Genomic DNA, 14,944 nt, shown 5'->3' with positions numbered 1-14,944 from the left:
TGTCAGGTCACTTCAAGGGTCCTTAGCCCTTGTATTGCGCGAACGTCCGGGTGAAGTCCCACGCGTTCTGGGCGACACCCGAGCAGGTGTCGTCGTTCGGGTAGGCGCCGGGGCACGGCCGGTCCCGGTTGGTCGCCCAGTAGGTGAACCGGCCGAGGTGGTGCTGGTTGGCGTAGCCCACCATGGTCTGGGCGTTGGCCACCGTCACCCGCTCGTTGTTGTCGGTGATGCCGTTCATCGACGACAGGCCGCTGTGCCGGTAGGCGACGTCGTCGGTGTAGTGGTACGCGTCGCGGACCGCCCGCTCCAGGCCGTCGGTGGCCTGCGCGGTCAGCCGGGCCATGTCCTGGCCGGCGCCGCCGAAGTCGAACGGCATGATCGTCCACACGTCCACGGTCAGCCCGGAGTTGGCCGCGCGGGTGATCAGGTCGTTGCCCGGGCCGTTCTGCCCGCTGCCGATGGTGACGTAGACGGCCAGCCCGGCGTTGTTGGCCCGGATGATCTTCAGTGCGTCGACCAGCCGCTGCTGGATGGTGCCGTTGCCGTAGACGTCGCCCTCGAAGTCGAGGTCGATGGCCTTGAGGCCGTAGGTGTTGATCACCTTCTGGTAGGCCCCGGCCAGGTCGTTGGCGTTGTTGCAGGAGGCTTCCAGCTTGTTGCCGTTGGCCCCGCCGAACGACGGCACCACGTCACCGCCGGCCGACCGAATCGTGTTGATGGTGTTCTGGTCGACGCCGCCGGTCAGCGGCCGGCCGCCGTCCCACATCGGGGTGCAGTACCCGTTGTTGAGCACGAACGCCATGGTGAACCACTTGACGCCGGTGGCGCTCATGACCGTGCGCGGGTCCGGCGGGTTGCCCCAGCCGTTGAAGTAGTACGGCGCGACGGCCATCGCCCCGTTCGGCGGCGGGGGCGGCGGCGGGGAGTGGTGCCGCCGCCGGGCGCCGTCCAGGTCTGGTTGGGCGAGCCGGCGCAGTCCCAGATCTGGAGCAGGGTCCCGTTGGCCGAGCTGTTGTTGGTGGCGTCCAAGCACTTGCCCAGCGCCTGGATCGCGCCGTTGGAGCCGATGGTCCACTGCTGCGCGGCGGTGCCGTTGCAGTCCCAGATCTGCACCTTGGTGCCGTTGGCCGCGTTGGCCCCGGCCACGTCGAGACACTTGCCCAGCGCCTGGATGCTGCCGTCGGAGCCGGTGGTCCACTGCTGGGCCCCGGTGCCGTTGCAGTCGTAGAGCTGGACCGCGGTTCCGTTGGCGGAGTTGGCCCCGGCGATGTCGACGCACTTGCCGCCGATGCCGGTGATCGTGCCGGTCGCCGCGGACGCCGTGCCCGGCAGCAGCACGGTCGCCAGCGCGGCCACCCCGGCCAGCAGGGTGACGGACTTCCTGATCATGCGACCGTCCACTTCTGGTTGGCGGAGCCGGCGCAGTCCCAGATCTGCAACCGGGTTCCGTTGGCGGAGCTGTTGTTGGAGGCGTCGAGGCACTTGCCCAACGCCCGGATCGAGCCGTCGCCCGGACGGGACCAGTTCTGCGCGGCGCTGCCGTTGCAGTCCCACAGCTGGACCACGGTCCCGTTGGCCGAGTTGGCCCCGGAGACGTCAAGGCACTTGCCCAGCGCCTTGATCTGGCCGTTGCTCACCGACCACTGCTGCGCGGCGGTGCCGTTGCAGTCATAGAGCTGAACGGCGGATCCGTTGGCGGAGTTGGCCCCGGCCACGTCGATGCACTTGCCGCCGATGCCGGTGATCGTGCCGCCGGTGGGCGGCGGCGGGTTGCCGCCGCCACCGACGAAGGTGGTGGCCAGCTGCTGGCCCAGCGAGACGGCGCTGCTGTGGCTCTCGATCGGGTTCACCTTGGAGTGCGGGAACACGATGTAGGTCACGCCGCTGTCGGTGCCGCCGTTCTTCGGGTCAGGGTTGATCCCCAGCGACTGCGCGGTGGCGTAGGAGGACTCGCCGATGATGCCGGTGGGTCCGGTATCGCCGACGACCGCGTAGGTCACCTGGTTGTTGTAGATCACCGCCACCACCGCGCCGCCGTCGATGCCGGCCGTGCGGTAGTCCCAGATGCCCGACGGGCTCGGCAGCACGATGTACGGCAGCTGAGCGGCGTTGAGCGGCTGGTCGTTGGAGGTGTGGAAAGCGGTGTCCGGGTAGAAGCAGCAGTCGGTCTGCTCGTTGCACTGCGTGGTGCGCTGGCCGTCGCAGTCGACGTCCATGTCGGCCTTGAAGAACACCGCGCCATTGGCCTGGCACACCGGAACCGTGCCGGGCTGGCCCTCGTCGGTGGCGTAGCTGCCGTGCGAGATCTGCTGGCAGTTGGTCACCTTGGCCAGCAGCTGGCTGGCCGACGGGCCGCCGGGGTCGGACGCCATGGCCGGCGCCGAGCTGAGCCCGAACAGGGGCAGGGCCAACAGCAATCCGGCCAGGAGGGTGAGGATTCGCCGGCGCATCAGCTGTTCACCGTCCACTTCTGGTTGGCGTTGCCGGAGCAGTCCCAGATCTGCAACCTGGTCCCGTTGGCGGAGCTGTTGTTCGAGGCGTCGAGGCACTTGTTGGCCTGGATGTTGACGATGTCGTTGGCCCCGCTGACGGTCCAGTTCTGCGCGCCGGATCCGTTGCAGTCCCACAGTTGCACGACGGTTCCGTTGGCGGTGCCGCCGCCGGAGACGTCGAGGCACTTGCCCAGCGCCTTGATCTGGCCGTTGCCGACGGACCACTGCTGCGCGGCGGTGCCGTTGCAGTCGTAGAGCTGGACGGCGGTTCCGTTGGCGGAGTTGGCCCCGGCCACGTCGATGCACTTGCCGCCGATGCCGGTGATCGTGCCGCCGCCGCCCGGCGGCGGGCCGCTGTCGCCGGTGGTCACGTGCACGTAGTCCACCACCAGCTTGCCCGGGAACGGCGTGCTGCCATCGGGATTGCCCGGCCAGTAGCCGCCGACGGCCAGGTTCATGATGATGAAGAACGGGTGGTCGAACACCCACCGGTTGCCGTTGATGTCGGCCGGAGTCCTTGTCTCGTAGGCGTTTCCGTCCACGGACCAGGTGATCCGGTTGGGCGACCAGTCGATCGCGAAGGTGTGGAAGCCGTCGGCGAAGGCCTGCCCGCCGGGCAGCGAGTAGCCGGCGCCGACGCCGCCGGAGCCGGAGTAGCCGGGGCCGTGGATGGTGCCGTGCACGGTGCCGGGCTCGTTGCCGACGTTCTCCATGACGTCGATCTCGCCGCTGTTGGGCCAGCCCACGTTCGGGTCGCCGATGTTGTCGCCCAGCATCCAGAACGCCGGCCACATGCCCTGGCCGCGCGGGATCTGCATGCGGGTCTCGAAGTGGCCGTAGGCCTGGGTGAAGCGCTGCGCGGTGTTGAGCCGGGCCGAGGTGTACTGGCAGTAGCCGTACCAGCAGTTGTTGTTGCCCGGGTTCTCGCGCTTGGCCGTGATCACCAGGTGGCCCTGGCCGTCCAGCGCGGCGTTGTTCGACCCGGCCGTGTACCACTCGAGTTCGTGGTTGTTGACGTTGTCGCCGGTCTCGTAGGACCACTTGCCGCCGTCGGCCGGGCTGCCGGCCGGGCCGTCGAAGTCGTCGCTGAAGGTGGTGGTGGCCGCGGGCGCGGCGGGGGCCGCCGATGCGGTCAGTCCCAACGGGACGACGGTTGTCGCCGCGAGCACCGCGGCGAGCAGGAGATGTCTGTGTCTGCGCATGAGCTTTCGCCTCTCGGGGAACGTTGTGTTCGCACCGCAGGAGGCACCGACCGAGGGCGGATCTCGGCAGAGTGCGGCGGTTTTCCTTGCAGGGTCGCGAAATCGGTCTACGGCAGGGGTCGAAGTCCAACGGGCGCAGGGATGTGACCCGTCGGTGCGACGAGTATCAGAGGTATGAACCACATTTGGCAATGCCTGCGCGGACACTTCATACAAGACTAGGAACAAGTCCCGCCACGTCAAGATCAACTAGGACGCGCGACAGTTCCCGCCCGGTGCTTCGCGCTCCGGGCGGGAACCGAGAAACGCTTACATGTCAGGCAGTAGTGACATGAACATAGTCGACGACGAGCTTGGCCGGGAACGGCGTGCTGCCGTTGGGGTCACCCGGCCAGTAGCCGCCGACGGCCAGGTTGAGAATGATGTAGAAGGGGTGGTTGAACGCCCACGCGTTGCCGTGCACATCGGCCGGGGTGCGCGTCTCGTACGCGTGGCCGTCGACCGACCACACGATCTTGTTGGGCGACCAGTCCACCGCGTAGGTGTGGAAGCCGTCGGCGAAGACCGGGCCGTTGTAGGCCGCGCCGATGCCGCCGGAGCCGGAGTAGCCGGGCCCGTGGATGGTGCCGTGCACGGTGTTCGGCTCCTTGCCGATGTTCTCCATGATGTCGATCTCGCCGCACTTGGGCCAGCCGACCCCGGACTGCCCGATGTTCGCGCCCAGCATCCAGAACGCCGGCCACATGCCCTGGCCGCGCGGGATCTGCATGCGCGCCTCGACATGGCCGTACTGGGCGCTGAACTTGTTGGCCGTGGTCAGGCGGGCCGAGGTGTACTGGCACGGGCCGTACCAGCAGGTGTGGCCGCCCTCCTTCTTGGCCGTGATGACCAGGTGGCCGTTGCCGTCCAGCGCCCCGTTGGCCGCGCCGGACGTGTACCACTCACGCTCGTGGTTGTTGACGTTGTCGCCGGTCTCGTAGTTCCACCGGCTGCCGTTGGCGGCGCTGCCGGCCGCCCCGTTGAAGTCCTCGGTGAACGTCGCGGTCAGCTGCGGCTGCGCGCCGGCGGAGCCCGGGGTCACGCAGGCCAACACCGCCGCGGCGGCGGCCGCGACGGCGACCGCGGCCCGGCGGGAACGGGCAAGTGACGTCATTGTCGCCTCCAGGTCGAACCAACGACGCGTCGCGGGAGGCGGCAGCGCTCACCGTATGTGAGCGGCCCACGACGAGTCGTGCAGGGGGCTCCACGGTAGCAACGGACATACTTCACGGCTAGATGTAAGGCGCGACAAATCCCCACCCCCGCGAGTCCCGCTCTCCGTCACAGCGAAACACGGTCTCGTGCAGAACTGAGCCTCGGACCTTGCTTCTGCCCGAAACCGCATTTCGGTGTGACGCTGGGCGGGACTCGCAGGGGTTAGGGGTGGTGGAGGGCGATGTCGTGGCTGAAGTAGCGGAAGCCGACGCTGTAGTACAGGCCGCGGGCGTTGGGGTGTTCGGCGGCACCGAGGCAGGCGACGGTCATCTGCGTGGCTCCGGCGTCACGGGCCACGTGCATACCGTGCAGTAGCAACGCTCGGCCCAGGCCACGCCGCCGGAAGTCCGGATGCGTGCCGACCGGCTCGAACTCGGCGGTCTTGTTGACCTCGTCCAGCCACATCACCGCCGAGCACGCCATCGTGCCGTCCGGCGCCTCGACGAGTACGTGCAGATCGCCGCGATACGGCGGCGTCGCGCGCAGATCCGCGTAGGCGTCGGCGTTGTACGTCGTCACCGGCCAAGCGTCCACATGGGCCTGAACCACCGCCGCCGTCCCGGCCTCGTCCGCGTTGCGGAACCGGAAACCCTGTGGCAGCAAGGGTTTATCGATCTCGTGTAACTCTCGGACGTTGAGCTGGGTCCACGAGTCCGAGGCGGACTCGACCACGTAGCCACGGGCCGTCCACCGCTGGAGCGCGAACTCGTCGGCGTCCTGGAGGATCATCGTGCGCACGAGACCTGGCGTCACGTCCTCGAACCAGTCGATCACTTCGTCGACCAGACCGGCGTGATCGGGATGCACCTGGTGCGTCAGCGCGGCGTCGGTGACCTCCCTGGCCGACCCGTCCCGCAGCCGAACCTGCCGCGGCAGCTGGGCCCAGCCCCACGCCACCAGGTCGTCACCGGCGAACCACAGCCGCCGCGGCCAGGTCGCGTTGTACAGCCGGTGGTTGCGGCCCCAGTTCCAGGCCAGCTCGCCGACCGAGGCGTCCGAGTTCACCAGGTCGAGGCGGGTGGCCACGATGCGCTGGGCCAGGCCCTGCATCAGCCGGACGTCCGCCGCGGTGAGGAGGTCCATGGCCGGCCACTGTGCCAGAGGCCTCAGCCCCGGTCGACCCAATAATCAGGCAACGCTGCGGGTGCTCTCACGGGGATCGCCGCCGGCGTCGAGCAGCGCGGCCACCGGCAGGGTGGCGGCGCCGACGGCGACGGCGTCCGGGCCCAACCGGCACAGTTCGATCGAGGTCTGCTCATACGGGTGCCGCAGCGCGTGCTCGGCGGTCGCCTTCTTCACGCCCTCCAGCCACTGATCGCCCATGGCCAGCCCGGCCCAGCCGCCCATCACGATGCGCTCCGGGTTGAACAGGTTGATCAGGTTGGCGATGCCCGCGCCCACGTAGCCCGCGGTGTCGTCCAGCACCTTGGCCGCGATCTTGGAGCTGTCGGCCGCGGCGACCAGCGCGGCCAGCGCCGCCTGCTCGTCGGTGTCGACCGTGCCGCGACCGCCGCGCGCCTTGCGGTACCGGTCGAGGATGCCCTCCGCGCCGACGTACGCCTCAAGGCAGCCGCGCGCCCCGCAGCGGCACTGCCGACCGCCGTAGACGATGGTGGTGTGCCCCCATTCGCCGGCGCTGCTGCTGTAGCCGGCGTAGGTCTGGCCGTCGGTGATCACCGCCGCGCCCACCCCGGACCCGACGAGCACGATCACCGCGTGCCGCGCGCCCCGGCCGGCGCCGAACCACATCTCGGCCTGTCCCTGCGTCTTGGCCCCGTTGTCCAGGAACAGCGGCAGCCGGATGCCCTGGTCGCGCAGCATGGACGGCAGCGGAACCGCGTCCCAGCCGATGGTCTGGGCGTGCACCAGGGTCCTGGTGCCCTTCTCCACCGTGCCGGGCACGCCGATGCCGACGCCGAGCACGCTGCTCTCGGTCACGTCGGCCGCCTCGATCACCTGGCGCAGGCCCTCGGCGGTGCGGGCGACGACCTCGGCCGGATCGGGCTCGATCGAGGTCAGCGGCAGGTCGGCCGCGGCCAGCCGGGTCATGGCCAGGTCGAACAGCTCCACCTTGACGCCGGTCTCGCCGACGTCGATGCCGACGACGTGGGCGTACTTCGGGTCGACGCGCAGCAGCACCCGGGGCCGTCCGCCGTCCGACTCCACCAGGCCCGCTTCCACGATCAGCCGATCCTCGACCAGCTCGGCGGTCACATTGCTGACGGTGGCCGCGGACAGGCCGGTGAGCTGGCTCAGCTCGTGCCGGCTCAGCGGCCCGTCGAAGAACAGCTTCGACAGCAGCGTTGACCTGTTGTGGCGGCGAAGATCGCGAACCGTGGTGCGCTTTGGTTCCATGGGGTGCCCATCGACGGTGGGAACGTCTGCGTGACAGGATGCCGGACCGACTAAGTTAGCGCCATAATTTAACACCGTAAGAAACCCTGGCGGCCCAACGCGTCGGTGCGGATCACCCTGAAGTGTCCCGGCCCCGAGAGGTTAGCCGACGTTCACAACCGTGGACGTTTGAATCCGGCCGATCCGGCCGTTTACGCCGTTCGTCGGCGCGGGCGCAGCGGTTCACGTGACCGAACGGACCGAAAAATCAGCACTCTGTGTGTCTACACCATCGCACTCGGTGCGACTAGGCTGCCGCGTGTCAGTGCCGCGGCCGCAGGCGGCGACCGTCCTAGCCTGCCGTTTTGTTCAAGGCTTAAATTTAGGGTTAATTTTGTGACCGCTCCGTTATTGACGTGAGCTGTGACACGCAGGTTGACTCTGCCGCAACACGCGCCGCGCGGGCGGCGCACACGGTCCCACCCTCCTCGCAGACGACAAGGAGGACCCATGCGCGTCAGTCGCAGAGTGGTCTTCGCCGTAGCCGGCAGTCTCATGGCGGCCACCGCCCTCACCGCGTGCGGTGGCGGCGGTTCGACCGCGAAGGGCAATGCGGACGGCGTGCTGAACGTCGGCATGCCCAACGGCCCCCAGACGGACAACAACAACCCGTACCTGTCCAGCTCGGCGGCCAACTCGCTCGGCTACAAGAACGTGATCTTCGAGCCGCTGGCCCTGTTCAACAAGGTCAAGCCGACCGATGACGCCAAGCCGTGGCTGGCCACCAAGTGGGACTGGTCGAACAACTACCAGACCCTGACGTTGACGGTCCGGGACAACGTCAAGTGGTCGGACGGCCAGGCGTTCTCGGCCGACGACGTCAAGTTCACCTTCGACCTGCTCAAGGCGACGGCGGGCCTGAACCACAACGCGATCCCGTTCGGCGACACCACGGTGTCGGGCAGCACGGTGACCGCGACGTTCACCAGCCCGCAGTTCGTCAACGAGTACAAGATCCTCACCGACACCCCGATCGTGCCGAAGCACCAGTGGTCCACGTTCAAGGACCCGGCGACGGACCCGGTCAAGGACCCGGTGGGCACCGGCCCGTTCAAGCTCAAGACGTTCACGCCGCAGACGGTGACGCTGGACGTGCGCAGCGACTACTGGAAGGACGCGCCCAAGGTCAAGGAGCTGCGCTACACCTCCTACACCGACAACAACGCCCAGGCCACCGCGCTGGCCACCGGCGCGTGTGAGTGGGCCTTCGCGTTCATCCCGAACGCCAAGCAGGTCTTCGTGAGCAAGGACCCGGCGCACAACCAGCTGTACTTCCCGCCGGACCTGGCCGGGCACGGCCTGTGGTTCAACACCACCAAGGCGCCGTTCGACAACCCCGCGCTGCGCCAGGCGATCAACATGGTGATCAACCGCGACGACATCTTCAACCAGGGTGAGTCCGGCTACTTCTACCCGCCGATCACCAACATCACCGGCATCCCCACCCCGGCCGGCAACTCCTTCCTGGCGCCGGAGTACAAGAGCCAGGACGTCAAGGTCGACGTGGCCGGGGCCAAGGCCAAGCTGACCGGGGCCGGCTTCACCTTCGACGGCAACACGCTGAAGGACCCGACCGGCAAGCCGGTCACGATGACCCTGAGCGACCCGGCCGGCTGGTCCGACTACCAGACCGACCTGGAGATCATCAAGGACAACGTGTCCAAGATCGGCATCACCGCCACGGTCGACAAGGCCAACCAGGACGCGTGGACCAAGAACGTGGACACGGGCAACTTCGACGCCGTGCTGCACTGGACCGACGGCGGCGCCACCCCGTACCAGCTGTACAAGTCGATCATGGACGGCGACCTGTACAAGCCGGTCGGGACCCCGGGCGTGAACGGCAACTACGGCCGCTTCCAGAACGCCGACGCCACCGCCGCGCTCAAGGCCTACGCCAGCGCGGCCGACGACGCCGGCCGCACCGCCGCCATGAACAAGTTGCAGAAGATCTTCGTGGACAACATGCCGGTCGCCCTGACCAGCGCGTCCAACCTCGGCGGCGAGTACAGCACCAAGAACTGGACCGGGTGGCCGACCAACGACAACCCGTACGCCGACGCCCACCCGACCCTGCCCGGCGCCCTCGACGTCATCCTGAACCTGAAGCCGGCCGCCTGACATGACTGACAAGACCGGCGAGGTCGTCCTGGAAGTAGACGGTCTCAGCAAGCACTTCCCGGTTCGCCGCAAGGGCCGGGAGCTGCTGACCCGCAAGGCACGCAGTGTGCACGCGGTCGACGACGTCAGCTTCACGCTGCGCCGCGGCCACGTGACGGCGATGGTGGGCGAGTCCGGTTCGGGCAAGTCCACCGTGGCCAGACTGCTGGCCCAGCTGCACCACCCCACCTCGGGCGAGATCCGCTTGCACGGCAAGCGGGTCAACGTCAGAGGCGGGCGCCGGTTCCGGGAGTACGTCCGGCAGGTGCAGATGATCTTCCAGGACCCCTTCGGCTCCTTGAACCCCGTGCACACGGTGCGCTACCACCTGACCAGGTCGCTGCGCATCCACGGCAATGCCAACGGGAATCTCGAGGAGGCGCTGCGTGAGCTGCTGACCCGGGTGCAGCTCACGCCGCCGGAGCGCTACATCGACAAGTTCCCGCACGAGCTGTCCGGCGGGCAGCGCCAGCGCGTGGCCATCGCCCGCGCGCTCGGCGCCAACCCGGAGGCGCTGCTGGCCGACGAGCCGGTGTCCATGCTGGACGTCTCCATCCGGCTCGGCGTGCTGAACCTGTTGCGGGACCTGAAGGAACGCCTCAATCTGGCGATCCTGTACATCACGCACGACATCGCGTCGGCCCGCTACTTCGCCGACGACACGGTGGTCATGTACGCGGGCTGGATGGTGGAGGGCGGCGACAGCGAGACCGTCACCCAGAAGCCGGCCCACCCGTACACGCAGCTGCTGATCGACTCCGCCCCCGACCCCGACCGGCCCCCGAGGGCCGACGAGGTCGGGGGCGAGCCGCCCAGCCTGATCCGGCCGCCGCAGGGCTGCCGGTTCAACCCGCGCTGCCCGCACGTGATGGCGCGGTGCAAGACGGAACTGCCGCCCCGGCTGGAGATCGGCGACGAGCCCGGCCACTGGGCCGCGTGCTGGCTCTACGCCGACGACGTCGAGAAGCCGGCGGCCGTCGGCAGTGCGGAGGTCGCCGGATGAGCTATCTCCTGCGGCGTATCGCGTTCTATGTCCTCACGGCGTGGGCCGCGATCACCATCAACTTCTTCGTGCCGCGGCTGATCCCCGGCGACCCGGTGCAGGCGCTGATCTCCAAGCAGCGCGGCCAGCTCAACGCCGACGCCATCCACTCCCTGTACGTCCTGTTCGGACTGGACAAGCAGGATCCGCTGTGGCACCAGTACGTCGAGTACCTCGGCCAGCTGCTGCGAGGCGACCTCGGCCTGTCGTTCACCTTCTTCCCGTCGCCGGTGTCCGAGGTGATCAGCACCAGCCTGCCGTGGACGCTGGCCCTGGTCGGCGTGACCACGGTGTGCAGCTTCCTGCTCGGCACCGGCCTCGGCGTGCTGGCCGGCTGGCGCCGCGGCAGCTGGGTCGACCTGGTGCTGCCGGTGACGACCTTCATCTCCTCGGTGCCGTACTTCTGGTTCGGTCTGATCATGATCGAGCTGCTGGCCGGGCCGAACAGCTTCTTCCCGTCCTCCGGCGGCTACGACCCCGGTGTCGTGCCCGGCTGGGACATCGACTTCATCGGCAGCGCGGTGCAGCACAGCCTGCTGCCGGCGCTGACCATCCTCATCTCGTCGATGAGCGGCTGGATCCTGAGCATGCGCAACATGATGGTGACGGTGTCCTCCGAGGACTACATCACCGTCGCGCACGCCAAGGGACTGACCGATCGCCGAGTGATGCTCGGTTATGCCGCGCGCAACGCGCTGCTGCCCAACGTGTCCGGCTTCGCGCTGTCGCTCGGCCTCATCGTCGGCGGCACGCTGCTGGTGGAGATCGTGTTCTCCTACCCGGGCGTCGGCTTCCAGCTGTTCCAGGCGGTCGGGGCCAAGGACTACCCGCTGATGCAGGGCATCTTCCTGATCATCACGCTGTCCGTGCTGGCCGCCAACTTCATCGCCGACCTGGCCTACCTGGTGCTCGACCCGCGCACCCGCAAGGAGGGCTGAGCCGTGGCCATCTCCACCGTCGACCTGCAGGCCGCCGCCGGCGAGGCCGCGCCGACCCCGCGGCCGGCCAAGCGGCAGAAGTTCCGGTTCATCGCCAACACCAAGACGCTGATCGGCCTGATCATCCTCGGCTTCTACGTGCTGCTGGCGATCTTCGGCCCGATCCTGTCGCCGTACGACCCGGACGCCCGCGGCGACGTGCTGCTGTCGCCGCCGACGGCGCAGCACTGGTTCGGCACCACGCACCTCGGCCAGGACATCTTCAGCCAGGTGCTGTCCGGCGCCCGCGGCGTGGTCTACGTCGGCCTGCTGGCCGGCCTGGTGGCCACCGCGCTGGCCGTGATCATCGGCGTCAGCTCGGGCTACCTGGCCAACGCCGGCGGCGAGGCGCTGTCCGCGCTGTCCAACGTGTTCCTGGTGATCCCGGCGCTGCCGCTGATCATCATCGTGGCCTCCATCCTGCCCTCGGTCAGCAACACGGTCATCGGCCTCGTCATCGGGTTCACCTCGTGGGCCTGGGGCGCCCGGGTGCTGCGCGCGCAGACACTGTCGTTGCGGGGCCGGGACTACGTGGACGCGGCCAAGGCCACCGGCGAGTCGACGTGGCGGATCATCTTCTTCGAGCTGCTGCCCAACCTGACCGCGGTCATCGCCTCAGGCTTCGTCGGCACGGTGATCTTCGCCGTGCTCTCGGAGATCACGCTGGCCTTCATCGGCGTCTCCGACCCGACCGACTGGAACTGGGGCACCATCCTGTTCTGGGCCCAGAGCGAGCAGGCGCTGGCCCAGGGCGCGTGGTGGTGGTTCGTGCCGGCCGGCCTGGCCATCGCGGTGCTGGGCACGGCGCTGTCCCTGATCAACTTCGGCATCGACGAGATCGTCAACCCCCGGCTGCGCAACGCGGGCCGGATCAAAGGCAAGTCGGTGCGCATGCGGATCGGCTTCACGCCGGTGCTGGGCAAGGAGAACCGGTAATGGCCGAGCCGCTGATCGAGATCAAGAACCTCAACGTCGACTACGGTCTCGGCGACGAGGCGGTGCACGCGGTCAGCGACGTCACGCTGACCCTGAACCGCGGCGAGGTGCTGGGCCTGGCCGGCGAGAGCGGCAGCGGCAAGTCCACGCTGGCCTACGGCATGACCCGGCTGCTGCCGCCGCCCGGTGTCGTCGCCGGCGGCGAGGTGATCTACCACGACCCCGAGCGCGGCCCGTACGACGTGCTGTCGCTGACCAACACCGAGCTGCGTGAGTTCCGCTGGGCCGAGACCTCGATCGTGTTCCAGGGCGCGATGAACTCGCTGAACCCGGTGCACCGCATCGGCAGCCAGCTCACCGACGTGATCAAGGCGCACGATCCCCGCAGCAGCAAGCAGGCCAGGGCCGCCCGGGCCCGCGAGCTGCTCACCCTGGTCGGCATCCCGTCCGACCGGATGGACAGCTACCCGCACCAGCTGTCCGGCGGCATGCGGCAGCGCGTGATGATCGGCATGGCGCTGGCGCTGGAGCCCAAGGTCGTCATCATGGACGAGCCGACCACCGCGCTGGACGTGGTGATGCAGCGGCAGATCCTGGGCGAGCTGGTGCAGCTGCGGGAGCGACTGGGCTTCTCGGTGCTGTTCATCACCCACGACCTGTCGCTGCTGGTCGAGTTCTCCGACCGGATCGCCATCATGTACGGCGGCCGGATCGTGGAACAGGCGCCGGCCAAGGAGATCTACACCGACTCGTACCACCCCTACAGTGCCGGACTGCTCGGCTCCTTCCCCGCGCTGCGCGGGCCCAAGCGGGAGCTGACGGGCATTCCGGGGTCGCCGCCGGACCTGCGGGCGATGCCGACCGGGTGCGCTTTCCACCCGCGGTGCCCGAAATCCTTCGAGCCCTGCGCCACGGACCTTCCGGTGCTCGGCGTGCCCGACGTGACCGGCGGTTCGGACAGGGAGGTGGCCTGCTGGCTGCATCCCGTCCGCTGACCCCCGTACCGACACTGGAGGAGAACACGATGGAAACCACCGCCGCCGCGGTCGAGGCCGACCTCATCGCCAGCCTGCCGGCCGACTTCCGTTGGGGCGTGGCCACTTCCGCGTACCAGATCGAGGGGGCCGTCGACGAGGACGGTCGCACACCGTCCATCTGGGACACCTACTGCCGGGTGCCCGGCATGGTGCACAACGCCGAGAACGGCGACGTGGCCTGCGACCACTACCACCGGATGCCCGAGGACGTCGCGCTGATCAAGGAACTCGGCGTGGACACCTACCGGTTCTCCGTGGCGTGGCCCCGGGTGCAGCCGCGTGGCACGGGTCCGGTCAACGAGAAGGGGCTGGCCTTCTACGACCGGCTCGTCGACGAGCTGCTGGGCCAGGGCATCGACCCGTGGGTGACGCTGTACCACTGGGACCTGCCGCAGGAGCTGGAGGACGCCGGCGGCTGGCCGGTGCGCGACACCGCCTACCGGTTCGCCGACTACGCGATGATGGTGTTCGACAAGCTCCAGGACCGGGTGCGGATCTGGACCACGTTGAACGAGCCGTGGTGCACCGCCATGCTCGGCTACTCCGAGGGCCGGCAGGCGCCGGGCCGGCAGGAGTTCCCGGCGGCCATCGCCGCCGTGCACCACCTGCTGCTGGGTCATGGCCTTGCCACGCAACGGATGCGTGCGGCGGCGTCGTCGCCCAAGGAGCTCGGCATCACGCTGAACATGGGGTCGTCGTACCCGGCGACCGACAGCGCCGCCGACCGTGAGGCCGCCCGTCGGGCCGACGGCCTCGGCGCGCGGATCTACCTCGACCCGTTGCGCTACGGCCGTTATCCCAAGGACGTCGTCGCGGATCTGGTGCAGCGCGGCGTCGAGATTCCCGTGCGGGACGGGGATCTGGAGATCATCTCGGCCCCGATCGACGTGCTCGGCGTGAACTACTACTCCAGCCACCGGTATTCCGGTGTCGACGAGAACGGCGAGTCCCGCGACGCCGACGGCGTGCCGGTGACCCGGGCCGTGACCAGTGGTCTGCCGGTGACCGACATGGGCTGGGAGATCGTGCCGTCCGGCTTCACCGATCTGTTGGTGCGCCTGGGTCGTGACTACCCGGGGCTGCCGATGGTGATCACCGAGAACGGCGCGGCCTACGCCGACCAGCCCGATGCCGACGACTACGTGCAGGACGACGACCGGGTCGCCTACTTCCAGTCGCACATCGGGGCCGTCGCCGCCGCCCGTCAGGCCGGCGTTGACGTGCGGGGCTACTTCGCCTGGTCGCTGATGGACAACTTCGAGTGGTCCTACGGCTACGCCAAGCGTTTCGGCATCGTGCGCGTGGATTACGAGACCCAGCAGCGGACGTTGAAGGCAAGCGCTCTGTGGTACCGCGACACCATCCGGAGTGTCCGCGGTAATTGATCTCTGGCTGCGCGGCGGCGCGTAGCCAGTGGGCCGGGTGCGGTGGTGGCGGCCGCCGCACCCGG

At 68.6% G+C, this 14,944-nt stretch carries 12 protein-coding genes and 1 pseudogene; 6 read left to right on the top strand and 7 right to left on the bottom strand.

Annotation, left to right across the window (positions count from 1 at the left end):
- Positions 1–22: 22 nt before the first annotated feature.
- The 7 genes and pseudogenes from M3Q35_RS18505 to M3Q35_RS18475 form a co-directional block, all read right to left on the bottom strand.
- Entirely contained in the window at positions 23–892 is an 870-nt protein-coding gene (locus M3Q35_RS18505; RefSeq protein ID WP_273943122.1) for a chitinase, read from the bottom strand.
- Positions 829–1,389, bottom strand: coding sequence for a ricin-type beta-trefoil lectin domain protein (locus M3Q35_RS18500; protein WP_273943120.1), 561 nt, complete (start codon positions 1,387–1,389; stop codon positions 829–831). Before M3Q35_RS18500 ends, M3Q35_RS18505 begins: the two co-directional genes overlap by 64 nt.
- A complete protein-coding gene (locus M3Q35_RS18495; RefSeq protein ID WP_273943119.1) occupies positions 1,386–2,450 on the bottom strand; it encodes a ricin-type beta-trefoil lectin domain protein in 1,065 nt (354 codons plus the stop codon). Before M3Q35_RS18495 ends, M3Q35_RS18500 begins: the two co-directional genes overlap by 4 nt.
- The gene (locus M3Q35_RS18490; RefSeq protein WP_273943118.1) at positions 2,450–3,694 is read right to left on the bottom strand and encodes a family 16 glycosylhydrolase; all 1,245 of its coding nucleotides are present in this window, start codon (positions 3,692–3,694) and stop codon (positions 2,450–2,452) included. The genes M3Q35_RS18495 and M3Q35_RS18490 overlap by 1 nt, the downstream gene beginning before the upstream one ends.
- Before the next feature lie 319 nt (positions 3,695–4,013).
- Positions 4,014–4,847: pseudogene (locus M3Q35_RS18485) on the bottom strand (glycoside hydrolase family 16 protein); the annotation flags it as partial.
- Positions 4,848–5,110: 263 nt separating this feature from the next.
- The gene (locus tag M3Q35_RS18480; protein ID WP_273943116.1) at positions 5,111–6,031 is read right to left on the bottom strand and encodes a GNAT family N-acetyltransferase; all 921 of its coding nucleotides are present in this window, start codon (positions 6,029–6,031) and stop codon (positions 5,111–5,113) included.
- A 45-nt stretch (positions 6,032–6,076) separates the two neighbouring features.
- On the bottom strand, positions 6,077–7,303 hold the full coding sequence (locus M3Q35_RS18475; protein ID WP_273943115.1) for an ROK family protein: 1,227 nt from the start codon (positions 7,301–7,303) through the stop codon (positions 6,077–6,079).
- 489 nt (positions 7,304–7,792) lie between these two features.
- Between M3Q35_RS18475 and M3Q35_RS18470 the strand changes: the two genes are divergently transcribed.
- Genes M3Q35_RS18470 through M3Q35_RS18445 form a run of 6 tightly spaced genes read left to right on the top strand, consistent with a single transcriptional unit; the run spans position 7,793 to position 14,879 of the window.
- Entirely contained in the window at positions 7,793–9,463 is a 1,671-nt protein-coding gene (locus M3Q35_RS18470; RefSeq protein ID WP_273943114.1) for an ABC transporter substrate-binding protein, read from the top strand.
- 1 nt (position 9,464) lies between these two features.
- Positions 9,465–10,505, top strand: a complete 1,041-nt coding sequence (locus M3Q35_RS18465; protein WP_273943113.1) for an ABC transporter ATP-binding protein — start codon at positions 9,465–9,467, stop codon at positions 10,503–10,505.
- Entirely contained in the window at positions 10,502–11,482 is a 981-nt protein-coding gene (locus M3Q35_RS18460; RefSeq protein WP_273943112.1) for an ABC transporter permease, read from the top strand. The genes M3Q35_RS18465 and M3Q35_RS18460 overlap by 4 nt, the downstream gene beginning before the upstream one ends.
- A 3-nt stretch (positions 11,483–11,485) precedes the next feature.
- On the top strand, positions 11,486–12,457 hold the full coding sequence (locus M3Q35_RS18455) for an ABC transporter permease (protein ID WP_273943111.1): 972 nt from the start codon (positions 11,486–11,488) through the stop codon (positions 12,455–12,457).
- Complete coding sequence (locus M3Q35_RS18450; protein ID WP_273943110.1) at positions 12,457–13,452, top strand: ABC transporter ATP-binding protein; 996 nt, start codon at positions 12,457–12,459, stop codon at positions 13,450–13,452. The genes M3Q35_RS18455 and M3Q35_RS18450 overlap by 1 nt, the downstream gene beginning before the upstream one ends.
- 29 nt (positions 13,453–13,481) lie before the next feature.
- Complete coding sequence (locus M3Q35_RS18445; RefSeq protein WP_273943108.1) at positions 13,482–14,879, top strand: GH1 family beta-glucosidase; 1,398 nt, start codon at positions 13,482–13,484, stop codon at positions 14,877–14,879.
- Positions 14,880–14,944 lie beyond the last annotated feature (65 nt).

Origin of the sequence: Kutzneria chonburiensis (assembly GCF_028622115.1) — a bacterium.
GTDB lineage: Bacteria > Actinomycetota > Actinomycetes > Mycobacteriales > Pseudonocardiaceae > Kutzneria > Kutzneria chonburiensis.
Note: the sequence above shows the minus strand (reverse complement) of the source record. Positions and strands in the feature narration are given on the sequence as shown.

Bases quoted from the DNA above. Each gene is read 5' to 3' on its own strand.
- M3Q35_RS18505 (WP_273943122.1), bottom strand. From the start codon at position 892: ATGGCCGTCGCGCCGTACTACTTCAACGGCTGGGGCAACCCGCCGGAC.
- M3Q35_RS18500 (WP_273943120.1), bottom strand. From the start codon at position 1,389: ATGATCAGGAAGTCCGTCACCCTGCTGGCCGGGGTGGCCGCGCTGGCG.
- M3Q35_RS18495 (WP_273943119.1), bottom strand. From the start codon at position 2,450: ATGCGCCGGCGAATCCTCACCCTCCTGGCCGGATTGCTGTTGGCCCTG.
- M3Q35_RS18490 (WP_273943118.1), bottom strand. From the start codon at position 3,694: ATGCGCAGACACAGACATCTCCTGCTCGCCGCGGTGCTCGCGGCGACA.
- M3Q35_RS18480 (WP_273943116.1), bottom strand. From the start codon at position 6,031: ATGGACCTCCTCACCGCGGCGGACGTCCGGCTGATGCAGGGCCTGGCC.
- M3Q35_RS18475 (WP_273943115.1), bottom strand. From the start codon at position 7,303: ATGGAACCAAAGCGCACCACGGTTCGCGATCTTCGCCGCCACAACAGG.
- M3Q35_RS18470 (WP_273943114.1), top strand. From the start codon at position 7,793: ATGCGCGTCAGTCGCAGAGTGGTCTTCGCCGTAGCCGGCAGTCTCATG.
- M3Q35_RS18465 (WP_273943113.1), top strand. From the start codon at position 9,465: ATGACTGACAAGACCGGCGAGGTCGTCCTGGAAGTAGACGGTCTCAGC.
- M3Q35_RS18460 (WP_273943112.1), top strand. From the start codon at position 10,502: ATGAGCTATCTCCTGCGGCGTATCGCGTTCTATGTCCTCACGGCGTGG.
- M3Q35_RS18450 (WP_273943110.1), top strand. From the start codon at position 12,457: ATGGCCGAGCCGCTGATCGAGATCAAGAACCTCAACGTCGACTACGGT.
- M3Q35_RS18445 (WP_273943108.1), top strand. From the start codon at position 13,482: ATGGAAACCACCGCCGCCGCGGTCGAGGCCGACCTCATCGCCAGCCTG.